The organism is Halalkaliarchaeum desulfuricum, from assembly GCF_002952775.1.
Taxonomy (GTDB): Archaea; Halobacteriota; Halobacteria; order Halobacteriales; family Haloferacaceae; genus Halalkaliarchaeum; species Halalkaliarchaeum desulfuricum.
In genome coordinates, this window is sequence record NZ_CP025066.1 from 3,074,436 (window position 1) to 3,095,376 (window position 20,941).

Below are 20,941 nucleotides of genomic sequence, written 5' to 3' on the forward strand. Positions count from 1 at the left end.
GCGAACACATCATCGCAGGATATCCAAACCCGCGAGTTGCCCTTCGTTTTGTTTTGGCTGGTGCACGAGCCAGTTTCAGGCGAATCTTATCAGACCTCAGTCAGAAAAACGCTGCCAGATACAAGGCGCAAGTCTAGCACGGAGTTGTGTGCAAAAGGAGACTGCTGAATCGTTCAGTCCCAAACCAATCTCTATTCCAATAGAGTAAAATATCGATTTGTACCTGGAAAATCGATATTAGTGAAGGATACGAACATCCGCGCATGCCCTCCATGCGACGTCGTGCGGTTTTGTCGAGTGCAGCCGCTATCTCAATTGGCCTCGCTGGATGCACCACGGCACGGGAGCGTGTTGGTGATCTACTCCGCGAACCGCCAGAGAGAGTCGTCGATCCGGACTGGAGTCCGGAACCCGGAACATGGGCAGGACGGGGATATGACGGGACAAATAGCCGTCACAACCCATATGCGAGTCCACCCCAACAAGTACCGGAACGCAAATGGAGCTACAACCTCGACGACTGGACACGGTCGCTGGTAGTCGCGGATGGAACCGTCTTCGCCAGCACTGACACCGAGGTGGTTGCCCTCGATGCAGAGGATGGAACTGTCCGTTGGCGCAACGAGGTACACGATACCCGTGGACTCCGGTATGTCGACGGCCGACTCTACGAACTACGGCCGTCCCAGGACAACAAAAGCGGTGAACTGTGGGCCAGATCGCTCGATGGCGAAGAGATTTGGCATACTGACCTCGACGGTTCCGGGTCGCTTCGATTGGTCCACGAGCAAGCCGGATACGTGTATGTCGGTGGGATTGGGACGTACTGGACGCTCCACGCCGATACAGGCGAGGTGGTCCGCAAACGCGATTCACGCCTGGATATCGTTGTTTCGGACGACGAAACACTGTACGCTGCCCGCGGCGGGTTACTCACCGAGTATGAAGCCACCGGTCGAACCCTCAAAGAGGGGTGGCAGGCGCAAATCTCTCGGAGTGGAGACATCATGTTGCGGGACCGATATATCTACCATGCCAAACGGTCTGCGAATACCTGGGGCGCTGGGACAGAGGATCCGGAGCTTACCATCACCCACTACGATCGTAATGGAGTCGAGTCGGGTACGTTCACGGTTCCGTACTATGGGGTCCACCTCGCATCCGACGATGCCGGTATCGTGACGGGGGCGACAACCAGACACTACGAGGATGGACTCATCGATGCAGCGATCCTCGCGTTGACCCCCGATGGCGATCTGCGCTGGGACTACGAGTTGCCGAGTGGTATCACAAACCCCATCGTCGCGGACGAAACCGTGTATACTTGCACCGGCGAGATCGAGCAGTCGATGACAGCTCTCGCGTTAGATAATGAGAGTGGCGAGCGCCGCTGGAGCTGGTCTTGGGATGGTGAGCGCCGCGAGCACGGGGACATTATTAAGATGGCTGCAGCAGGCGAGACGCTCTATGTCGGTGATGGTACCAGTGTGATCGCATTGCGTGAATAATTGACCTGACATACAACACAGGTCGTCTGCTTAGCAGTGAAGGCATCATATCATCGGTGATTCAGTGATAACTACATGGTCTATACACATCATTCCAGACGAGATATGAATTTAAATCGAAACAAATCCAGTGCAAATCTCGCGCGTTCCATCCTTTCACACTGTTTCTGACCACTTCTGGATATATCTGCTGTAAAACTATAGCCGCCTTCCATTGTCCCTCGCAGTAGTTGGCAACAGAACCCACTATTCCAGGAATCCGCACCGATCGCCACGAACGCCGGACGAATCCACTTAAGAACGTCGGCGGCGAAATCATCGGTATGAGCCTCTCCCTCGATTCGACACAACTCGACCGCTACTCCCGGCACATCATCATGGACGAGATCGGCCCCGAGGGACAGGGGGCGCTCCTCGAGGGCCGGGTGCTCGTCGTCGGCGCGGGCGGACTCGGTTCGCCGGCGATCCAGTACCTCGCGGCCGCGGGCGTCGGCACCATCGGCATCGTCGACGACGACGTCGTCGAACGGTCGAACCTCCAGCGCCAGATCATCCACGCCGACGACGCCGTCGGCGACCCGAAAACCGAGTCGGCCCGCCGGTACGTCGAGGCGCTCAACCCAGACGTGACCGTCGAAACCCACGAAACCCGACTCGACACCGACAACGCCGCCGACCTGCTATCCGGTTACGACGTCGTGGTCGACGCCTCGGACAACTTTCGGACCAGGTACATCGTCAACGACGTGGCCCGACTCGAAGGCCTTCCGGTCGCCCACGGCGCGATCTACAAGTTCGAGGGGCAGGCGACGACACTCGTTCCCGACGGTCCCTGCTACCGATGTCTGTTCCCGGAGGCGCCCGATCCCGGGACGGTTCCCGACTGTGCGACGACGGGCGTGCTCGGAGCCCTGCCGGGGACGGTGGGCTGCATCCAGGCAACTGAGGCGATGAAGCTGCTCGTCGAGGAAGGGGACCCGCTGGTCGGCCGGCTGCTGTTTTATGACGCCATGGAGATGAGCTTCGAGACCGTCTCGTACGCCCCGAACCCGGGCTGTCCCGTCTGCGGCGAGGAGACGATCGACGACATCGACGGGATCGACTACTCCAGTGGCTGTGCGATCGAAGCGGACTGACGGCTCCGATTCGTTCCGGCAGAACAGTCCCGAACGCCCTCTCGGTCCCCTATCGTCCCATCCGATCGCTCGTAGGGGAACTGCCGTCCGCGGCGCCCCCGGCTCCCCCGTGAAGCTGAGAGACGCACAGCCGGCAGTACTGGTACGCCGCCTCGTTTTCCGCGCCGCAGGCGGGACAGCGGACGGTGGCTTCGTCGGTGTCGAGTGACGGCCCGACCGGCTCGCCGGTCACCGACCGCGAGTCGTTATCCGATCGTTCGGCCCCGGCGTCGCCCTCGCGGCCCGCGAGCGACGAGAAACCGCTCTCGCCCGCGGGAGGACTGCCCGCGGCGTCCGACCATCGCATCACCAGCGCAAACACGATCACGTGGAGCAGCCCAACCGCGACGGCCAGCAGGAGCAGCTGGTTCGCGTCGGGCATCACATATAAATGTACGTGGCTCACGTACTTCAGCGCTATGTCAGCGTTCCGAGAAGTTCGGCCAACGGCACAGAGCCTCCAGATCCCGGACAGAGCCTCCAGATCCCGCACAGCGCCCCCAGATTCCGTAGCGCGACCCACGCGTTTATCCGGCCCGACGGTGTAACCGACAAGCGATGAGAGCTGTCACACTCGGGCCCGCCGGAACCTACTCCCACCGGGCGGCCCGCGCCGTCGCCGAGGAGGTCGCGTTCCGCGAGTCGGTCACCGCCATCGTCGAGGCGGTCGCCGACGGGAAGTTCGAACGGGGAGTCGTACCGATCGAGAACAGCATCGAGGGATCGGTCACCGAGAGCCTCGACGCGCTCGCGGACCGCGAGGTCGCCGTCACCCGCGAGATCGTCACGCCGATCCGGCACGCGCTGCTGGCGCAAGGGGCGGAGTTCGACGTCGTCGCCAGCCACTCGCAGGCGCTCGCACAGTGCCGGTCGTTCCTCGAATCCGAGTATCCCGACGTCGGCCAGGAGGCGGTTGCCTCCACCGCCCGGGGGGTCGAACGCGCCCGGGAGGACCCGACGGTGGCCGCGATCGGCCATCCCGACAACGCGACCAACGGGGTCGAACTGCAGGTGCTCGCGGAGGACATCCAGGACCGCTCTTCGAACGCGACCCGTTTTCTGGTGGTCGCGCCCGTCGCCGAGCGTTCGGAGGCCGGCGGCAAGACGACGCTGGTCGTCTACCCGAACGCGAACTACCCCGGCCTCCTGCTGGAGCTGCTGGAGGCGTTCGCCGAGCGGGACATCAACCTCTCGCGTGCGGAATCACGACCCAGCGGTCGACGGCTCGGCGACTACCTGTTCCACTTCGACGCCGAGGCCGGGCTCTACGAGGAGCGGACCAGGGAAGCGATCGAGGAGATCGAAGAGATCGCCGAGAACGGCTGGGTCCGCGTGCTCGGCAGCTACGACACGATGCACGTGCTGTACTGAGCACAAAGCTTCAAGAGATTTCTCGACGGAGGTTCAACTGTATGACAGACAGAGATCCGTTCGGCGAGATCGACGAACTGTTCGAGCGACTGAACAGAGAGCTCGACCAGCTCGGCGGACAGTTGGATACGGGCCTTCCCGGCCGCGGTGTCAAGGTCGACCTCGCGGAACACGACGAGGAACTGGTCGTCACTGCCGACCTTCCCGGATACGAGAAAGACGACATCGAGGTGACGGTACAGGAGCGGACACTCACGATCGAAGCCGACCGTGAAGAGGAGACCGAACGCGAGGATGAGGGCGACGACGGACCACGATACCACCGACGCGAGCGCAGCCGGACGGCGGTCTCCCGCCGGATCCGTCTGCCAGTCGAGGTCGACAGGGCCGACGCCAAAGCGAGGTATGCAAACGGCGTGTTGACGATCACGCTCCCGAAGCTGACTGCCGACGAGGGCGGGCACACGATCGACGTGAGCTGAGCGGAACCGAACGAACCCAATAGATTTCCGGATCTCGCTTTCTCGACATCCTCCGTGCGGCGAGCTATCCCGTATTCTGCGGTGTTTAAGCCCTGAGACGACCTAGTACAGGTCGGAGATTATTGATGAGATACACACCATTTGAGGACATTGACCGACTGTTCGAACGGATGAGCGAGAGCCCGGCCGCCCGCAGATGGGGGCCACTGGGCGAGACATGGAGCCGGACAGACGACAACCGCATGGACGTCGACGTCGCCGAGTACGACGACGAGATCGTCGTGATGGCCGACCTTCCGGGGTTCGAGCGCGAAGAGATCGACGTGACGATCGACGAGGGAAGCCTGCGGATCCATGCCGAGCGCGAACGCGAATCCGAACACGGCTCCGGCAACGAGGGACACCGCTCCGGAGACGACACCGAACCGATGGGCCGCGACAGCGGCAGCCGCCAGACGTACCTCCACCGCGAACGCCGCCACGAATCCGTCTCTCGCCGGATCAGCCTTCCCCGATCGGTCCGCGAGGACGTGGCGAGCGCCCACTACCGCAACGGTGTGTTGACGGTGACCCTCCCGCTTTCAGTCGACCGCGACGACGGCCACCGGATCGACGTCGAATAGCGAGCGGCGAGCGCCACCCCGGTTTTTTCGCCCACCCATATTTTAAGGATTCACTTCAATCGTCCGCTTCGTCACCGTCTCCGCGTTCGTCCGAGACGTAGCCGAACTTCGCGGCCGCCAGGCCGACCGTCACGACCAGCGTCGTCGCGATCACCGCGGTTTCGGCGCCCTCGACGTCGGCGACCGTGAGCGGGAACAGAAAGATCGGAACGAGATACGCAAACCAGGCGACGCCCTCGGCGCGTCGACCGTCCTGATAGCGCAGGTAGCCGGCCAGGGTGACGATCGCGGTGACGATGCCGACGGCGATGCTCGGCGGGAGATAGTCGCCGACGACGATCACCGTCACCGCCATGAGTCCGACGAGGACGAACCAGTCGACGAGATCCATCGGGCGGGAGTGCGAAACGTGTGGGTAAAAAACCGCGTGACTGGCGTCACGAATGATCGGAACTGACTGGGGAGATCGAACAGCTATCCGAACCGGTCGAGCTGCGACTGTCCCTCGCCGTCGGTCGATCCCACGCCGGCGATAGACGCCGCCCGCTCGATCGCCTCGAAGAACCCGTCCCGCTGTCCCCGATCGTACAGCGTCGCCGCCGGATGCACCGACAGCAACACCCGCCGCGACCGATCGCCGATACGCACGTCGACCACGTCGCCGGCCTCGGAGGTGATCGCCACCGATCGGTCCAGGAGGTGTTGGCTGGGCACCTTTCCGAGCGTGACGATCAGCTCCGGATCCAGCGTCTCGATTTCCCCCTCCAGGAACTCTCGGCAGTTGTCAAGTTCCTCGGCCGTCGGGTCCCGGTTGTCCGGCGGGCGACACCGGACGCAGTTGGTGATCCGGACGTCCCGACGCGTTACCCCCGCCGCAGACAGCGCCTCCTCGAGCACGTCCCCCGAGCGCCCCACGAACGGCTCTCCCTGCTCGTCTTCCCTCTTGCCGGGGCCCTCGCCGACAAATAGGAGCGCGGCGTCGGCAGGTCCCACGCCGTTGACGATCCGGCTGCGGGACTCCACCAGCGCCGGACACCGGCTGCAGTCTGTCGCACACAGTCCGTCGAAGTCGGCCATCTGTCTGGTGATTCGGTGGCTGCAATTCGGGTTAAAGCTGGCGAGTCACGGCGCGACGCCCACCGTCAGGAGCGTTCCCCAGGTCCGGTAGCGGTCGACCATCGCCTCGCGTGTCTCCCAGTCGTCTGTCGGGAACTCCTCGGCCGGCGGGATATCGACGTCCCGATCCGAAATCGTGTCCTGCTGGGCGACGTACAGCCCCGCCTCGCGGAACGCCTGCCGGTACTCCTCGCGGTTCCATCGGGTCATTTCGATGTCGAGGTTCTCCTCCCACTCGTGGGTCGTCTCGCTTTCCTCGTAGTAGTTTACCGCACAGTAGAACGTCCCGCCGGGGCGGAGCACCCGTTCGATCTCCCGGAGCGTCTCGTCGGGGTTCGCCGCATAATAAAAAGCCTCCATCGAGAAGACGTGATCGAGGCTGTCGTCGGGAAACGGGAGATCGCCGAAGTCGCCGACGAGGTAGCCGACCGACGAGTCGTCGGTGTACGATCGGGCGTTGCGTGCCATCTCGGGGGAGCCGTCCAGGCCGTACGCCCGCCCGACGCCGGCGGTCTCCCGCAGCGCCCGCAGCGAGTAGCCGCTGCCACATCCCAGGTCCAGTACCGTCTCGCCGGTCTCGACGGGCATCCGTGCGAGGGCGTGTTTGGCCGTGTGCCAGTGGCGCTGTTCCATCCCGCGGTCCTTGCCGGCCTCCGCCCAGGCGTCGAACTCCTCGTGAACGCTCATGGGTGTCGGACGGACGGGCGAACCAAAACGGGTTCGGACTACGGTGCCCCAACCTCGTCGGGATCGGACCATTCCATCCCGTTTCTGCGCGGATCTCCACGCTTAAGTTACTGGGGAGCGAGCCACGTGGTATGGATTACGCCCTCGAACTCGAGGACGGCCCGGAAACGATCCCGGGGGGAACCGGACTGCTGTTGTTGCATCCGAGCATCGGCGAGACCGACCGCGTCGACACCGGCTTTCTGAAGGTCGACACCGACCGATTCCTGGTGGTCTCGACCCGAACCACCGCCCGCGAAGTCGAGCAGAAACTCGAACACTACGAGGTCGACGAAACCAAAGCGGAGATCCTCGACACACTCTCCGTGGAGCGGGGCTACTCCCGGCGCAAGAGCGACGACGTCCACTACGTAGGCTCGCCGGACGACCTCGCGGGGATCGTCGCCAAGGTCGAGACGTTCCTCGAGTCGACGGCGGGGAAACGGCGGGTTTCGGTCGACTCGCTCACCGAGATGGCCTACTACGCCGACGTCGACGGCGTCCTCGAGGCGACCGCAGAGATCCTCGAACTCCTCGAGGAACACGACGCAGTCGGCCTGTTCCACCTCTCGAAGGAGGTCCACGACGAGGAGACGCTCGATCGGTTCCGGGAACTGTTCGACGGCGTCGTCGACCTCGCGCCCGACGGGAGCGTCGACGTCGAGATCCAGTGAGATCGGAGCCGAACGGATTCCCTTTCATCTGAATCGAACGCCCAGATCGTGGAGACCGTCGTTGTGCTGAGCGACGGTTAGCAGAAGCGGCGTGAGCGACTCCACCTCCGCCGCGTTCGCGAGCCCGCCGGCGTCCAGCGCGCGCAGCCCGTCGATGTCCTCCGCGAGCAGGCCGACGATCTCCTTTGCACCCTCGTCGTCGCCGACGAGCAGCGTGTCGATCCCCAGTTCCGCGTCGATATCGGCGAGCCGGCCGGCCGAGAGGTTGTGAAACGCCCCGACGACCGGCACCTCCGCGGGGGCGGCGCCCGCGACCAGTTCGGTGACGCTGCCGGCGCTGGGCGGATGGGCGTGCACGCCCGTCTCGTCGCGTTTCATCCCCGCCGCCGGCGAGATCACCACGTCGGCGTCGACGAGCTCCGACGCCACCGCCTCGACGGTGTCGGTGACGTGATACGGCGGCACCGCGAGCACGACCGCGTCGGCGCCGGCCGCCGCGTCGGCGTTGGCCCGTCCCTCGATCGTGACGTCGATCCCGCGGCTGTCCAGTTCCGTTTCATAGGCGTCAGCCTTCGTCCCCGCCCGGCTGGCCTCCCGCGAACCGATCACCAGTTCGTGGTCCGCGTGATACCCCCACCGGAGCGCCAGTCCCTCGCCGATGTCCCCCGTGCCACCGAGTATTGCGATTCGCATAGCTTCATCCCCGACCGGCAGGGGTGAAAGCGTTTCGTGACCGCGAGACGAACGTCTCGTGATCGGTTCCGACCGCGGCTTCGGGTTGAGTAAAAACCCAACCCAGGAGAAGCACGAGAATTCCGACGGTTTAAACGGCATCGGGAACCAGTTTTCGGTAATGCAGTCGACCGCCCTCGAGGGGTTGCCCGACGGCGTGGCCGAGGCGCTCGCCGAGGAGGGGATCGAGGACCTGTACCCCCCACAGGCCGAGGCCGTCGAGAAGGGGCTGCTCGACGGCGAAAGCCTCGTCGCCTCGGTCCCGACCGCCTCGGGAAAGACGCTGATCGCGGAGTTCGCGATGCTGTCGGCGATCGAACGCGGCGGCACCGCCCTCTACATCGTCCCGCTTCGGGCGCTCGCAAACGAGAAGAAAACGGAGTTCGAACGCTGGGAGGAGTTCGGCGTCTCGGTTGGCGTTTCCACCGGGAACTACGAGTCGGACGGCGAGTGGCTCGCCTCGAGGGACATCGTCGTCGCCACCAGCGAGAAGGTCGACTCGCTGGTTCGCAACGACGCCCGCTGGCTCTCGGATCTCTCGTGTGTGGTCGCCGACGAGATCCACCTGGTCGACGACCGTCACCGGGGGCCAACCCTGGAGGTGACCCTGGCGAAGCTTCGCCGGATCAACCCCGGCCTGCAGACCGTCGCGCTGTCGGCCACCGTGGGCAACGCCGACGTCGTGGCCGAGTGGCTCGACGCGGAACTGGTCAAATCGGACTGGCGGCCGATCGATCTCCGGATGGGCGTCCACTACGGCAACGCGATCAACTTCGACGACGGGAGCCAGCGCGAGGTGCCAGTCGCCGACGGGCAGCGCCAGACCGAGGCGCTCGTGGCCGATACGCTCGATGAAGAAATCGACGGCCAGGGCGGCTCGTCGCTGGTGTTCGTTAACTCCAGGCGCAACGCCGAGTCGGCGGCCCGCCGGCTCGCAGGCGTCACGGAACCGCGGCTTTCGGTCGACGAGCGGAACCGGCTGGCCGAGCTTGCCGAAGAGATCCGCGAGGGGTCAGACACCGACACCGCGGAATCGCTGGCCGACTGCGTCGCCCGCGGGGCGGCGTTTCACCACGCGGGGCTCACCGGCGACCACCGGCAGGCCGTCGAGTCGGCGTTCCGTGAGCGCCTGATAAAGGTGATCTGCGCCACGCCAACGCTCGCTGCGGGCGTCAACACTCCCGCCAGACGGGTGATCGTCCGGGACTGGCGGCGGTACGACGGCGAGTTCGGCGGGATGCAGCCGCTCGATGTACTCGAGATCCACCAGATGTGTGGCCGGGCAGGTCGGCCCGGACTGGATCCGTACGGCGAGGCGGTGCTGCTCGCCAAAGACGCCGAGACGATGGACGAACTGTTCGAGCGGTACATCTGGGCCGACCCCGAACCCGTCCGGTCGAAGCTCGCGGCCGAACCCGCGCTTCGCACCCACGTCCTCGCGACGGTCGCCTCGGGCTTTGCCGCCTCCCGGACCGAACTGCTGTCGTTTCTCGACCGGACGTTGTACGCGACCCAGACGGCCGATCCAGGTCGGCTCGAGGGCGTCACCGACACCGTGATCGACTACCTCGAGGCGAACGGGTTCCTCGATCGGGGCGCGGTCGACGACGATCCCGACACGGCCGCCGTCGACGGCGAGGGAGACACCGACACGCTCACGGCCACGAGTCTCGGCCACACCGTCTCCCGGCTCTATCTGGATCCGATGTCGGCCGCCGAGATCGTCGACGGGCTTCGCGACTGGGAGGAGACAACCGACGACCCACCGACGCCACTCGGGCTGTATCACCTGGTGAGCCGGACCCCGGACATGTACGAACTGTACCTGAAATCCGGTGATCGCGAGCAGTTCACGGAACTCGCTTACGAGCGTGAGGCGGAGTTCCTCGGGGCGATGCCCTCCGAGTTCGAGGACGTCAGATTTGAAGACTGGCTCGCGGCGCTGAAAACCGCAAAACTGCTCGAAGACTGGGCCAGCGAGATCGACGAGGACCGGATCACCGAGCGGTACGGCGTCGGACCGGGCGACATCCGGGGGAAAGTCGAGACTGCCGAGTGGCTGCTGCGGGCGGCAGAGCGGCTGGCCGGCGAAGTGGGGGTCGACGCCGTCCCGGTTCGGGAGGCCAGAAAGCGGGTCGAGTACGGCGTCCGGGAGGAACTGCTCGATCTGGCTGGCGTCCGTGGCGTCGGGCGCAAGCGCGCCCGCCGGCTGTACGAGGCTGGAATCGAGACCCGGGCGGAGCTCCGCGAGGCCGACAAAAGCGTCGTGCTGGCAGCCCTGCGGGGCCGGCCCAGAACAGCCGAACGGATCCTCGAGAACGTCGGCCGCGAGGATCCCTCCATGGACGGCGTCCGCGAGGACGACGAGGCGGCGGCCGCAGTCGCCGCCGATGGCGACGGGGGCCGCGGTGGCAGTCCCGGCGCCGGGGACGGGGGATCGGGCGGCGACACCGACGAGAGTCAGTCGAACCTGGGTGATTTCGGATGACGCCGGGTTCGGAGGTGACCCCATGAGAGTCGTCGAGGGAGTCGCTCGCGTCGACGATCTCGAGGAGTTCCTCGCGGAGGTCGGCCGGATCGGGGAGGAGACCGGCGCCGTCGTCCAGGTGTTCGATGCCCGATACGTCGTCTCGCGGGCGCATCTCGAACGCGCGGTCGAACTCGCCGAGCGCGCGCGCGATCGCGGGGAGGAGATCGCCCGCGATCCCGCCGTCGAGATCCTCCTGTATGCGGCCGGGCGCCGCCAGATCGATCGAGCCTTACAGATGGGGATCGAGGAGGGAGAAACGCCCGCAGTCGCCGTCGTCGTCGGGGACGACGGCGACGAGTCGGCGGCCACGGCAGCGCTTTCGTCGCTGCTTGCCGACGCCGACACGCTCGGAGCGTACGACGAGGCGCGCGTCCGGGAGTTCTTCGACGTCTCCGCTGCCGAACTCCGCGCCGTCGACGGCGGACTCGCCGACGTCGTCCTCGAACGTGTGGCGCTGCTCGACGTCGAAAAGTGACGCGTTCCGTCCGTGTTGGGGTTTCCCGTCCTAAATCTCCAGTTCCGGCGTCGGGAACGCCCCCTCGTCGACGTGGGAGTCGTACTCCTCGATCGCCCGCAACACGATGTCCAGGGTTCCCCCAGGACTCCAGCGGGCCGTGTTTATCACCAGGTCGTAGATCGACCGATCCGAGAGGTCGATCCCGTAGTACGACTCGTACCGCTGGCTTTCGATGACCTCCCTGACCTGCATCTCCGCCCCGCGTTCCTCCCGGTCCCGGGTGCGCTCGAGGCGAACCTCCTCTGGGGCGTCAAGCCAGATCCGCAGGTCCGCGCGGTTGCCAGCGAGCCAGCCGGCGAGACGCGACTCGAGCACGAACGCCTTGTTGGTCGATCCCCACTTCTCGGCGATGGTCCGGAGGCGACGGTCGATCGCCCGATCGAGTTCGTCCGACTCGCTCGCCCTGGCGGTCAGCTGCGAGAGGCTCATGTCCCGCTCTTTTGCGATGTCCCGGAACACCTCGCCACCGGAGACCCACCCGCAATCCAGCGCCGTCGACAACCCCTCACACAGGGTGGTCGCCCCACACCCCGGCGGCCCCGAAACGGTGATGAAGAGGTTGGCGTCGAGCTCCCGCTCCGCGGACCGATCGGTCGGTGACATGACTCGGCTATCGCCCCCCGAGGTGTTAAACGCCCCCGCAGCAGTACTCCGTCTCTTCGACCGTTCGTTCGCAACCGAGGACAATTACTTTTGGTTTCGTTAACTGTTATTTGGAACTAATAAACTTTACATTGGGGGGCGTGCTATCTACAGTCATGACGAATACACCCACGGCCAGAACGGCAGACACGGAGTCGACGAAAGAGCGACAGCGAGAGAACGGATCCCGGGAGCAGGAGAACTGCCCCGAGTGTGCCGGACCGCTCGTCGTCCGCGAGGACGACGGCGAAACGGTCTGTGATGATTGCGGGCTGGTCACCCGGGAGGGGGCGTTGGATTCGGGTCCCGAGTGGCGGGCGTACGACGCCGCAGAGCGGGACGAAAAGTCCCGTGTCGGCGCACCGTCGACGGAGTTGCTCCACGATCGAGGGCTATCGACGACGATCGGCTGGGACGACCGGGACGCAAACGGACGGACGCTCGGTTCCAGAAAGCGGCGGAAGCTCGCGCGGCTTCGGTTGTGGGACGAACGGTTCCGGACAAAGGACGCCCACGACCGGAACCTCAAACACGCGCTCGGCGAGATCGACCGGATGGCCTCCGCGCTCGGACTGCCCGATCCGGTGCGGGAGACCGCGTGCGTGACCTATCGCCGGGCACTGAACGACGACCTGCTGCCGGGACGGTCGATCGAGGGGATGGCCACCGCGGCGCTGTACGCCGCCGCGCGGCTGGACGGCGTCGCCCGGTCGATCGACGAGGTGACGGCGGTCAGCCGGGTCGGCGGAATGGAGGTGAAACGGACCTACCGGTACCTCTCCCGCGAACTCGAACTCGAGGTCCCCCCGACTCATCCCGCGGAGTATCTCGGCCGGTTCGCCTCCGATCTCGACTGCACCGACGAGACGGAACGGCGAGCGCGGGAACTCGTCGACGCCGCGACCGACAGAGGCGTCCACAGCGGCAAACATCCCGTCGGGATCGCCGCAAGCGCCCTCTATGCCGCCGCCACCCTGACCGACGAGGAGGTGACCCAGTACGAGGTTTCCGACGTCGCGAACGTGAGTGAGGTGACGATCCGGAACCGGTACCGCGAGGTGCTGGAGGCGGCCGCGACCGAAGGCGTCGCGGACGACGATAGCTGAACGAACGACGGGAACGAAGAGATGGATACCTGAACGCGACGGCACGCCACCCGGACTGCGGCACACCACCCGGGTCTGTCTCACGACGGCGCCCGATAGAGCAGGTCGTACTGGTGGGCGACGTAGGAAAGCTCCCCTGCCGCGAGCTGTCGCCGACGCGTCTCCAGCCAGTCGTCGAAACCATCCCGGTCCAACCCCGGAACCGCCGCGGAGGACGGATCGACCGCATCGTCCACGAACGAGAGGATCCGATCGAGGAACCACCGCTCGTCTTCGGGGTACTCCCCGACAGATTCACCCTGCGGACGAACGATCCAGTCGGAGGCGTTTGCCACGAGGAGCGTGCCGTCCCGGCCACCCAGAAGCGAGAGGGTAGCCCGTCCCGCACGGCTGTTTCGCCCCTCGACCGCGTCGATTGCGGCGTGGTATGCCCGCTCGACGGCGTCGTCGAGAGGGTGTTCGGGGGCGAACAGCGTCCCGCCGTCGAACGTGATCGGCAGGTACGCGAGGCCGCCGGGTGCGAGTGCCGACTCGATCGACTCGATCGCCGGTTGAAGCGGTACCACGTCGAGGAACGCCCCTGCGATGACGAGGTCCGCCCCCCGTTCGCCCGTCCTTCGCACGTCCGCCCCCCGTTCGCCCGTCCTTCGCCCGTCCGCCCCCCGTTCGCCCGTCCTTCGCCCGTCTATCTGTTTTTCGTTCGCTCGTTCGGGGAGCAGTTCGAGCGCGTCGCCGGTTTCGAAGGCGAACGTTGCATCGACGGTTCGCCCGTTCCGGGAGGCAGTGATCCGTCCACCACGGCGCGTGTCGACCGCGTCGTACCCCCGGTAGCGGAGTTCCTTCGGCCGAACGTCGCTGGCGAACGCGACCACGTGGGGGTCGTGGTCGACGCCGAGATAGTCGAATTCCCGCAGCCCCCACGATAGCAGTCGAGGGACGGTCACTCCGGTCCCGCAGCCGGCTTCGAGCACCCGCGGCGCCGGCGGGAGCCCCGCCAGCATCGCCTCCCGCACACGCCTCGAGAGCGCCCGCCGGTCGACGGAACGCTTCGCCTCGAGGTATCTGGGGTCGGCGTGATCCATCGTCCCCCTACTGTGCGGCGCCCGGCATCAACGTTCGGGTGGTGGACGTCGGAGGGATCGGATCCGGAACGGCCAGCGTCCGTGAGGTTGATTGTGCTTCCCTCCGGGATGGGAACATGGCCAGGGTGGCGGTCGTCCACAACACGCTGGATTTCCGTGGCGGCGCCGACGCCGTCGCGCTGTCGGTCTGTGACGCGCTCGACGCCGACCACCGGGGGAGCCACGACGTCGATCTGTTCACGATCGCCGAAACCGACCCCGGAGAGTTGGCACCGCGGTTCGGGCTCGACGTCGACGTTCCGGTCCGTGAGCCACCGTGGGCCGACCGGCTCGCCCACGCCTTCGGAACTGCCACACCGTGGATCGGTCCCCAGATGGCCGCCAGGAGCGCGCTCGTCTCGCAGTTCTTCCGCCGGCACGCCGACGACTACGACCTCGCGGTCAGCACGACCAACGAGCTCTCGCTTCCGATCCCCTCCGTTCAGTACGTCCATTTCCCGCAGTTTCACCTCGACCGCCTCCCCGACCGGTTCGACGCCACCCCCGGTCGGCTCGACTGGCTCTGGAGCCGACTGGGGGCGCCGACGCCCGGGGAGATCCCCGAGGACGTGACGCTCGTGGCCAACTCCGCGTGGACCGCCGACGCCGTCGAGGCGGTCTACGGCCGGTCGGCCACCATCGTCTATCCGCCGGTCCGCCAGGTGCCTGATCCCATTCCGTGGGACGAGCGCGAACTCGGGGCCGTGGTCGTCGGACGGATCGCGCCCGATCGACGCACGCTCGAGGCGGTCGACGTCGTCGACCGCGTTCGCGATCGGGGACACGACCTCCATCTCCACGTGGTGGGCACGGCACCGCGTGCGTACCGGCAGTACGTCGATCGGGTTCGCCGGGCGGCACGGAACCGGTCGTACGTGCACGTCGAGACGGACGTTCCGCGGGATCGCCTCGAAACGCTGCTGCGGGCCCATCGCTACGGCCTGAACGTCCGTCCCGACGAATCATTCGGAATCGGCGTCGCAGAGTTCCTCGCGGCGGGGATGATCGCGTTCGCGCCCGACGCCGGCGGCCAGCGGGAAGTGCTCGATGGCCAGTCCGACCGGCTCTTCGAGTCGCGCGGGGAGGCCGTCGAACTCCTCTCGACGGCGATCGAATCGGGTGACCGACCGGAGATTCCACGGGACCGTTTCGGGCCGGAGCGGTTCCGAACCGAAACTCGAACCCTCGTCGCAGACTCGCTGAATCGTCTGTGAGTTCCCGTCAGTGGTGCTTTTGGCCACGGTTGTTTTTATGATCATGGAATGCTATCATGCCCCATGGCCCAATTCGAACTCGATCTCGATTCGCTGACCGGGCTCCACTGGTTCGGCGTCGTCTGTGCGGCGGTCACGGGCGTCATCCACCTCTGGTTGGGAATCGAGTTCATCGACAGCCCGATGGGATGGAGCTTCCTGGCTGCTGGCCTGGGCTTTTTCGGCGCGATCGTCCTGCTGGTCCTGGGCGTCCGTCGGCGGCTGCTGTACCTGGTCGGTATCCCGTACACCGGAATCCAGATCCCGCTCTGGTGGGTCGCAAACGACATCGAGGTGGCGGACCTGTTCGAACCCGGGATCGGGGTGTTCGACAAACTGGTGCAGGTGCTTTTGATCGTCACGCTCGTCGTTCTGTACCGCCGGGAGCGAGACATTCGACAGTGAACGATCGAACCGTGATCGGAGCCGGGACCTGGACCGCCCGCGCCCGGGCGTCGTTCAAGCGACAGGTGGTGTGGCCCGCCGCGGGGCGTCTCCTCCGGACGCCCGTCTGGGATGCCGCACTCGTTGGGTACGCCGTCGTCGCATCCGCCGGTTCCCGTCCCGGCAGCCGGACGGATGCGGCGCCGCTTTCGCTCCGGTGGATCGATCCCGACCGATCGATCTACGACGCGCTGCCGCCGACTCCGGAACGGCCACGGATTGGCTGCGTCGAGGGGGGAGACTGGGATCTCATCGACGACCGGTTCGCCGATCGGGCGGTCCCGCAGGCGATCGATCTGCGCTTCCGAGAGGGATACGAGTGGGCGGAGACGCCGCTTCCAGCGCACGTTCGCGACCAGGTCGAGCGGTTCGGCGACGCCTGGGGGCACGTCGAGGACGCGGTCGAACGTCGGTGTCGAGCGATCGAGGAGCTGTACGAGTCGATGCGAACCGATGGCTATCTGACTCAGGCCACGCTCGCGGCCAGGGGTACGTCGGGACCGGGGCCGCCGCCGGTTCCGACGCTCGGGGAGATCACCGTCGACGTCGGCCGCGACGGCCGACTCTGCTGGCGGCGAAACGGACAACATCGGCTGGCGATCGCTCGCGTACTCGGGATCGAGCGAGTGCCGGTGCTGATTGCCCGCCGACACGCGGCGTGGCAGGCGATCCGCGACCGGATCCGGGAAGACGGAACGATGGTGATCGAGCCGACGTTGCGAGGGCATCCGGATCTCGCAGACCTGTGTGGCTCGGGACGGATCGACGTAGCGTGATCAGACGGTGGCCGGCCGTGCCGGACTCCCGTTGCCCTCTCGTACCGGCGATAGCCTCGTCAGTCCCCAGTTGCCGCGCAGTTGTTCGGACCGAGTTCCAGTTCGGTCGACGTCTGCTCGTCTTCCGGGATCTCCCGGCCCGCGTTGACGTCGATAATCGTCCCGTAGTTCGGTGGCTTCTCCGGAAGCGATCCCGCCACCCGGCTCACGAACGTCTCCCGATCGACGCCCAGCAGGTCGATACCGGTTCTGACTTCCCCGATCGCCGCCGTCACGGGTTCCCCGGGAGTCACCGCGGTCGTTCCGTCGGCGTCGACGGCGAAATGGCCCGGAAGCACGCCGATCGCGTCCGGCTCCGCCAGCAGCGTCCGGTGAAGCGAATCGTACAGCAGCTCCGCACCCCCGGCGGCGTCGCCGTCCCCGAACTGTAGCTCGGTGCGTCCCACCGAATCGACGAACAGTGTATCGCCGGTCAACACCGCCTCCCTGTCGACGAGGTAGCTCACGATCTCGGAGGTGTGTCCCGGCGTCGGAACCGCCTTGACGTCGACCTCGCCGACACGTATCACCTCGTTCCGCTCCAGGGGTCGGTAGTCGTAGGCGACGCCACGCTCGACGGCGCCGGCGCCGAGACAGTAGGTCGCCCCGACGTGGTCGGCAAGCTCCCGTCCGCCGGAGATGTGATCGGCGTGGACGTGCGTATCGAGCACGAACTCGATCGAGTATCCTCGGTCGGAGGCGACCGCGGCGAACTCCTCGACGTGTCGGGTCGGGTCGATGACCGCCGCGATCTCGGCTGACGGATCGGCGACCAGATAGCTCAGACAGCCCTTTGCGCGGCGCTGAAACTGGACGATCTCGACGTCGCCGTCGGTCGGAATATCGACGACGTCGTACACTTCGCTCCACCCCTGCATGCCACCCTCGACCACGGTTACGTTCCCGTAGCCGGCGTCCTCGAGCCGCTTTGCGATGTCGAACGAGGAGATCCCCTTCGCACAGATGGTGACGATCTCGTCGTCGGGCGCGAGTCCCGTATGTGCCCGGAAGTCGTCGGCATCGAACTCGAAGTCCGGCTTGTACGCGTACTGGATCGCATCTCGGATATGCCAGGCGTCGTAACTCTCTTCGGGGCGGGTGTCCAGCAGCGTGAACGACCGGTCCTCGTCGATCCAGTCCCGGAGGCGCGCAGGCGTGATCGTGTCGACCATGGGTGTGCTACGGCCTCGCGCATGATATACTGTGTGACGATCGACGCGGCGCTGCTCACGTTCGTTCGGACAGAATAGTCCCACCAGGATATCGAACCGGAACCAGACGTGCTCGCTCCCGCTGGTCGCTGCGCGCGACTGGTAGGGCTCGAATCCTTCCGATAACTATTCGTCCTCACTTCGTTCGGACAGAATAGTCCCACCAGGATTCGAACCTGGGTCGCGAGCCCCAGAAGCTCGCAGGATTGGCCACTACCCCATGGGACTGCACTCGCCGGTAGGTCTCAGTTCCGTTTAGATGTTGCGATCCAGACTGATAGCCAGCCCTCGAACGTCAAAGGAAACCGTAAGTGAACTGGGAGTCTACGCACTCTCATGCGGGACCCGGTCGCGTGGTACCTGTCGCTGTTTCGACGACACCGGCGGGCGATCATCGTCGTGCTGTTGCTCGCGACTGTCGTCGTCGGAAGCGGCGCGGTCGGCCTCTCGGGGGATCTCGCGATCGTCGAGTTCGACGCCGACTCGGAGGCGACTGAGGCGGCCGAGTACGTCGACCGAAACTTCGTGACCGATAGCAAAACAGTGACATTGGTGGCGGTTCGCGGCGAGAACACGCTTACCCGGGAATCACTGGCTGAAACCCTCGAACTACAGCGAGCAGTCCGCGAAAACGAGACTGTCGCCCCGACGCTCGTCGCGGATCGACCGACTGTCGGGACGGGATCGGCGTTCGTGGAGACGTATCTCCGATCGCTCGGCGCCTTCGGGACGTTGACGATCGAAGACAAACAACGAACGTTTGCGACGTTCGACGAGGAAGACCTCGCCGCTGAGCTCCCCACCGCCATCGAGAGCGATCGTCCCATACTCGGCCCGGGCACCACCGCAAAGACGCTGTTGCCGACGGATTACCGTGCCGGGTCGACCCAGGCTGACGCCAGGCTCGTGTTCGTCGTTCACGACGCCGACGTCGATCAGGCGGCGCTTTTGGACGCACAGTTGGCGATCGAGGACCTCGCCGAAGAACACGTCGAATCCACGGACCAGTTCGTTTTCGGGCAGGCGCTCGTCGAGCGACGGGCCTCCGAGGCGACCGGATCGGCGTTTGCAGTGCTGGGTCCCCTCGCGCTCGTCGTTATCGTCGGGCTGTTGCTGGCGGCGTACCGTGACCCCGTCGACGTCGCAGTCACCCTGTTCGGGCTGGGCGCGGCCCTCGCCTGGACGGCCGGGTTCGTCGGCTGGACCGGGTTCCAGCTCACGCAGTTGCTCGTGGCGGTGCCGTGGCTGCTCGTCGGCCTCGCCATCGACTACGGATTGCACGTCGTGATGCGATATCGGGAAGCACGGGAGGCGGGATCGGTGGTCCTCGAGACGGGATCACCGGACTCGGAGACGGGACCACCGGACCCCGAGACGGCGATGGCCATCGGACTCGCCGGGGTTCTCGTGGCGATCGGCGTGACGACCCTCACGACCGCAGCCGGTTTCCTCTCGGGTGTGTTCGGCCCGTTCCCGGCAGTCCGGGAATTCGGCGTCGTCGCCGCCGTCGGGATCGTCTCGGCGTTTCTCGTCTTCGGCGGGCTGGTGCCGGCGCTCAAACTCGAACTCGACGAACTGCTCGACCGGGAGGACCGGACGCGACCGATCGGACGCCTGCCGGCCGTCGAACGCCTGCTTTCGGTCGGCATCGTCGGAGCGAAGCGCGCCCCGGTCGCGGTCGTGGCGGTCGCGCTGCTCGTGACGCTTGCGGGCGCATACGGCGCCGCCCACGTCGACACGTCGGTCGATCGGACCGACTTTTATCCCGGGGATCCCCCTGACTGGGTGTCACTCTTCCCCCTTTTCAGTGACGGTGACGAATCCGGCGGCCCGGACAGCCTTCGCGACCAGGCCACGTTCTTGAACGACCGGTTCGACACCGCCGGCGGCGATCAACGAGCAGAAATACTGATACGCGGGGCAGTGACGAGCGAGGCCGGCGTTCGGGCGATTCACACCGCCGAACAGGGGGCGCTCGAGACCGGCGTCCTGCGCGGCGGTGATCCGGATGCGGCGGTACACACCCCCTTCGACGCGGTCGAGCGGATCGCGGCGTTCGACGACGCGACCGACGCCGAGCTTTCGGCGGCCGACCGGACCGGCGACGGCCGACCGGACGGAGAGGTGACAGCCGTCTTCGATGCCGCCTTCGATTTCGATCCGGACACGATGGCTGGCGTGGTCTATCGCGACGACGCAGGGGAGTACCAGGCCGTCAGGGTGACCGTCGTCGTCGACAGCGGCGCCGACGTCCGCACCGTCGCCACCGAACTCCGCGCGGTCGCCGCGGCGGCCGACGCCGAACCCGGAGTCACCGCGACTGCGACCGGGACCCCCGTGAGAAACGCCGACGCACAGGGAGCGCTGCTCCGACAGCTCGTCGAGTCGTTCGCGATCGCGCTGGCCGTGACGTTCCTGCTGCTCGTGGCGCTGTTCCGGCGTCGGTTCGACAGCGCCAGTCTCGGCGCGACGACGGCGATACCGGTCGTCTTTGCGCTCTCGTGGGTTCTCGGAACGATGTATCTGCTCGAGATCCCGTACAACGCCGAAACCGCGATCATCACCGGGATCGCCATCGGGCTCGGCGTCGACTACGCGATCCACGTCAGCGCGCGTTACCAGCAGGAACGGGAGGCGGAGAAACTGACTCACCCGGACGCGACGGAGGCAACCGACGCGCTCTCGCGGGCGGTCCAGGACACCGGTGGCACGCTGTTTGCAAGCGCCGTCACCACGGCCGCCGGGCTCGGCGTGTTGCTTTTCACGTTCGTCCCGTCGCTCCAGCGGTTCGGACTCGTGATGATCCTGGTGGTCGGGTACGCGTTCCTCGCGTCGGTGTTCCTGCTCCCGAGCCTGCTCGTGTTGCACTCGCGGTATCGGTGAAAACTGTCGTTT

21 protein-coding genes and 1 tRNA gene are annotated in these 20,941 nt (G+C 65.9%); 13 read left to right on the top strand and 9 right to left on the bottom strand.

What is annotated here, in order from left to right:
- Positions 1-263 precede the first annotated feature (263 nt).
- Both AArcSl_RS15285 and ubaA read left to right on the top strand, forming a co-directional pair.
- On the top strand, positions 264-1,508 hold the full coding sequence (locus AArcSl_RS15285) for an outer membrane protein assembly factor BamB family protein (protein ID WP_119821134.1): 1,245 nt from the start codon (positions 264-266) through the stop codon (positions 1,506-1,508).
- Positions 1,509-1,831: 323 nt separating this feature from the next.
- A complete protein-coding gene (ubaA, locus tag AArcSl_RS15290; RefSeq protein WP_119821136.1) occupies positions 1,832-2,644 on the top strand; it encodes an SAMP-activating enzyme E1 in 813 nt (270 codons plus the stop codon).
- Positions 2,645-2,693: 49 nt separating this feature from the next.
- Here the strand turns inward: ubaA and AArcSl_RS15295 are convergent, their stop codons facing one another.
- Positions 2,694-3,065 (bottom strand): DUF7577 domain-containing protein, encoded by a 372-nt coding sequence (locus AArcSl_RS15295; RefSeq protein ID WP_119821138.1) that lies wholly within the window; start codon positions 3,063-3,065, stop codon positions 2,694-2,696.
- Between the two features lie 176 nt (positions 3,066-3,241).
- Between AArcSl_RS15295 and pheA the strand changes: the two genes are divergently transcribed.
- The 3 genes from pheA (at position 3,242) to AArcSl_RS15310 (ending at position 5,159) form a co-directional block, all read left to right on the top strand.
- Positions 3,242-4,054, top strand: a complete 813-nt coding sequence (pheA, locus tag AArcSl_RS15300; RefSeq protein ID WP_119821140.1) for a prephenate dehydratase — start codon at positions 3,242-3,244, stop codon at positions 4,052-4,054.
- A 41-nt stretch (positions 4,055-4,095) separates the two neighbouring features.
- The gene (locus AArcSl_RS15305; RefSeq protein ID WP_119821142.1) at positions 4,096-4,536 is read left to right on the top strand and encodes an Hsp20/alpha crystallin family protein; all 441 of its coding nucleotides are present in this window, start codon (positions 4,096-4,098) and stop codon (positions 4,534-4,536) included.
- A 170-nt stretch (positions 4,537-4,706) separates the two neighbouring features.
- Positions 4,707-5,159, top strand: a complete 453-nt coding sequence (locus AArcSl_RS15310) for an Hsp20/alpha crystallin family protein (protein ID WP_119821144.1) — start codon at positions 4,707-4,709, stop codon at positions 5,157-5,159.
- A gap of 55 nt (positions 5,160-5,214) precedes the next feature.
- On the opposite strand, the gene AArcSl_RS15315 is transcribed toward AArcSl_RS15310, so the two are convergent.
- From AArcSl_RS15315 to AArcSl_RS15325, 3 genes are all read right to left on the bottom strand, one after another.
- Positions 5,215-5,550 (bottom strand): hypothetical protein, encoded by a 336-nt coding sequence (locus tag AArcSl_RS15315; RefSeq protein ID WP_119821146.1) that lies wholly within the window; start codon positions 5,548-5,550, stop codon positions 5,215-5,217.
- A gap of 83 nt (positions 5,551-5,633) precedes the next feature.
- On the bottom strand, positions 5,634-6,236 hold the full coding sequence (locus AArcSl_RS15320) for a uracil-DNA glycosylase (protein ID WP_119821148.1): 603 nt from the start codon (positions 6,234-6,236) through the stop codon (positions 5,634-5,636).
- 45 nt (positions 6,237-6,281) lie between these two features.
- Positions 6,282-6,962: a class I SAM-dependent methyltransferase gene (locus tag AArcSl_RS15325; RefSeq protein WP_119821151.1), complete on the bottom strand. Its 681-nt coding sequence runs from the start codon at positions 6,960-6,962 to the stop codon at positions 6,282-6,284.
- A gap of 131 nt (positions 6,963-7,093) precedes the next feature.
- On the opposite strand from AArcSl_RS15325, the gene AArcSl_RS15330 reads away from it, so the two are divergent.
- Positions 7,094-7,675 (top strand): DUF7090 family protein, encoded by a 582-nt coding sequence (locus AArcSl_RS15330; protein WP_119821153.1) that lies wholly within the window; start codon positions 7,094-7,096, stop codon positions 7,673-7,675.
- Positions 7,676-7,699: 24 nt separating this feature from the next.
- Here AArcSl_RS15330 and npdG read toward each other — a convergent pair whose 3' ends face one another.
- On the bottom strand, positions 7,700-8,368 hold the full coding sequence (npdG, locus tag AArcSl_RS15335) for an NADPH-dependent F420 reductase (RefSeq protein WP_119821155.1): 669 nt from the start codon (positions 8,366-8,368) through the stop codon (positions 7,700-7,702).
- A gap of 160 nt (positions 8,369-8,528) precedes the next feature.
- Here npdG and AArcSl_RS15340 point away from each other — a divergent pair, with 160 nt between their 5' ends.
- A complete protein-coding gene (locus AArcSl_RS15340; protein ID WP_119821157.1) occupies positions 8,529-10,895 on the top strand; it encodes an ATP-dependent DNA helicase in 2,367 nt (788 codons plus the stop codon).
- A 22-nt stretch (positions 10,896-10,917) separates the two neighbouring features.
- Complete coding sequence (gene cgi121 / locus AArcSl_RS15345; protein WP_119821159.1) at positions 10,918-11,412, top strand: KEOPS complex subunit Cgi121; 495 nt, start codon at positions 10,918-10,920, stop codon at positions 11,410-11,412.
- Positions 11,413-11,442: 30 nt separating this feature from the next.
- Here the strand turns inward: cgi121 and cmk are convergent, their stop codons facing one another.
- The gene (gene cmk, locus AArcSl_RS15350; protein WP_119821161.1) at positions 11,443-12,057 is read right to left on the bottom strand and encodes a (d)CMP kinase; all 615 of its coding nucleotides are present in this window, start codon (positions 12,055-12,057) and stop codon (positions 11,443-11,445) included.
- Between the two features lie 155 nt (positions 12,058-12,212).
- Here cmk and AArcSl_RS15355 point away from each other — a divergent pair, with 155 nt between their 5' ends.
- A complete protein-coding gene (locus AArcSl_RS15355) occupies positions 12,213-13,202 on the top strand; it encodes a transcription initiation factor IIB (protein ID WP_119821163.1) in 990 nt (329 codons plus the stop codon).
- Between the two features lie 80 nt (positions 13,203-13,282).
- On the opposite strand, the gene AArcSl_RS15360 is transcribed toward AArcSl_RS15355, so the two are convergent.
- Positions 13,283-14,284, bottom strand: a complete 1,002-nt coding sequence (locus AArcSl_RS15360; protein WP_119821165.1) for a class I SAM-dependent methyltransferase — start codon at positions 14,282-14,284, stop codon at positions 13,283-13,285.
- 116 nt (positions 14,285-14,400) lie between these two features.
- Between AArcSl_RS15360 and AArcSl_RS15365 the strand changes: the two genes are divergently transcribed.
- The 3 genes from AArcSl_RS15365 to AArcSl_RS15375 all read left to right on the top strand — a co-directional run bounded on the left by AArcSl_RS15365 (position 14,401) and on the right by AArcSl_RS15375 (position 16,796).
- The gene (locus tag AArcSl_RS15365; protein ID WP_119821167.1) at positions 14,401-15,537 is read left to right on the top strand and encodes a glycosyltransferase; all 1,137 of its coding nucleotides are present in this window, start codon (positions 14,401-14,403) and stop codon (positions 15,535-15,537) included.
- A gap of 63 nt (positions 15,538-15,600) precedes the next feature.
- Positions 15,601-15,981 (top strand): DUF7475 family protein, encoded by a 381-nt coding sequence (locus AArcSl_RS15370; RefSeq protein ID WP_119821169.1) that lies wholly within the window; start codon positions 15,601-15,603, stop codon positions 15,979-15,981.
- A complete protein-coding gene (locus tag AArcSl_RS15375) occupies positions 15,978-16,796 on the top strand; it encodes a ParB N-terminal domain-containing protein (protein WP_119821171.1) in 819 nt (272 codons plus the stop codon). The genes AArcSl_RS15370 and AArcSl_RS15375 overlap by 4 nt, the downstream gene beginning before the upstream one ends.
- A gap of 59 nt (positions 16,797-16,855) precedes the next feature.
- Here the strand turns inward: AArcSl_RS15375 and AArcSl_RS15380 are convergent, their stop codons facing one another.
- Both AArcSl_RS15380 and AArcSl_RS15385 read right to left on the bottom strand, forming a co-directional pair.
- Complete coding sequence (locus AArcSl_RS15380) at positions 16,856-18,007, bottom strand: MBL fold metallo-hydrolase (protein ID WP_119821173.1); 1,152 nt, start codon at positions 18,005-18,007, stop codon at positions 16,856-16,858.
- Between the two features lie 194 nt (positions 18,008-18,201).
- Positions 18,202-18,274, bottom strand: a tRNA-Gln gene (locus tag AArcSl_RS15385).
- 108 nt (positions 18,275-18,382) lie between these two features.
- On the opposite strand from AArcSl_RS15385, the gene AArcSl_RS15390 reads away from it, so the two are divergent.
- Positions 18,383-20,929, top strand: a complete 2,547-nt coding sequence (locus tag AArcSl_RS15390) for an efflux RND transporter permease subunit (RefSeq protein ID WP_119821175.1) — start codon at positions 18,383-18,385, stop codon at positions 20,927-20,929.
- The last annotated feature ends 12 nt before the right edge of the window (positions 20,930-20,941 follow it).

Excerpts from the sequence above, each read along its gene's own strand:
- AArcSl_RS15285 (WP_119821134.1), top strand. The coding sequence starts at position 264 with ATGCCCTCCATGCGACGTCGTGCGGTTTTGTCGAGTGCAGCCGCTATC.
- ubaA (WP_119821136.1), top strand. The coding sequence starts at position 1,832 with ATGAGCCTCTCCCTCGATTCGACACAACTCGACCGCTACTCCCGGCAC.
- AArcSl_RS15295 (WP_119821138.1), bottom strand. The coding sequence starts at position 3,065 with ATGCCCGACGCGAACCAGCTGCTCCTGCTGGCCGTCGCGGTTGGGCTG.
- pheA (WP_119821140.1), top strand. The coding sequence starts at position 3,242 with ATGAGAGCTGTCACACTCGGGCCCGCCGGAACCTACTCCCACCGGGCG.
- AArcSl_RS15305 (WP_119821142.1), top strand. The coding sequence starts at position 4,096 with ATGACAGACAGAGATCCGTTCGGCGAGATCGACGAACTGTTCGAGCGA.
- AArcSl_RS15310 (WP_119821144.1), top strand. The coding sequence starts at position 4,707 with ATGAGCGAGAGCCCGGCCGCCCGCAGATGGGGGCCACTGGGCGAGACA.
- AArcSl_RS15315 (WP_119821146.1), bottom strand. The coding sequence starts at position 5,550 with ATGGATCTCGTCGACTGGTTCGTCCTCGTCGGACTCATGGCGGTGACG.
- AArcSl_RS15320 (WP_119821148.1), bottom strand. The coding sequence starts at position 6,236 with ATGGCCGACTTCGACGGACTGTGTGCGACAGACTGCAGCCGGTGTCCG.
- AArcSl_RS15325 (WP_119821151.1), bottom strand. The coding sequence starts at position 6,962 with ATGAGCGTTCACGAGGAGTTCGACGCCTGGGCGGAGGCCGGCAAGGAC.
- AArcSl_RS15330 (WP_119821153.1), top strand. The coding sequence starts at position 7,094 with ATGGATTACGCCCTCGAACTCGAGGACGGCCCGGAAACGATCCCGGGG.
- npdG (WP_119821155.1), bottom strand. The coding sequence starts at position 8,368 with ATGCGAATCGCAATACTCGGTGGCACGGGGGACATCGGCGAGGGACTG.
- AArcSl_RS15340 (WP_119821157.1), top strand. The coding sequence starts at position 8,529 with ATGCAGTCGACCGCCCTCGAGGGGTTGCCCGACGGCGTGGCCGAGGCG.
- cgi121 (WP_119821159.1), top strand. The coding sequence starts at position 10,918 with ATGAGAGTCGTCGAGGGAGTCGCTCGCGTCGACGATCTCGAGGAGTTC.
- cmk (WP_119821161.1), bottom strand. The coding sequence starts at position 12,057 with ATGTCACCGACCGATCGGTCCGCGGAGCGGGAGCTCGACGCCAACCTC.
- AArcSl_RS15355 (WP_119821163.1), top strand. The coding sequence starts at position 12,213 with ATGACGAATACACCCACGGCCAGAACGGCAGACACGGAGTCGACGAAA.
- AArcSl_RS15360 (WP_119821165.1), bottom strand. The coding sequence starts at position 14,284 with ATGGATCACGCCGACCCCAGATACCTCGAGGCGAAGCGTTCCGTCGAC.
- AArcSl_RS15365 (WP_119821167.1), top strand. The coding sequence starts at position 14,401 with ATGGCCAGGGTGGCGGTCGTCCACAACACGCTGGATTTCCGTGGCGGC.
- AArcSl_RS15370 (WP_119821169.1), top strand. The coding sequence starts at position 15,601 with ATGGCCCAATTCGAACTCGATCTCGATTCGCTGACCGGGCTCCACTGG.
- AArcSl_RS15380 (WP_119821173.1), bottom strand. The coding sequence starts at position 18,007 with ATGGTCGACACGATCACGCCTGCGCGCCTCCGGGACTGGATCGACGAG.
- AArcSl_RS15390 (WP_119821175.1), top strand. The coding sequence starts at position 18,383 with ATGCGGGACCCGGTCGCGTGGTACCTGTCGCTGTTTCGACGACACCGG.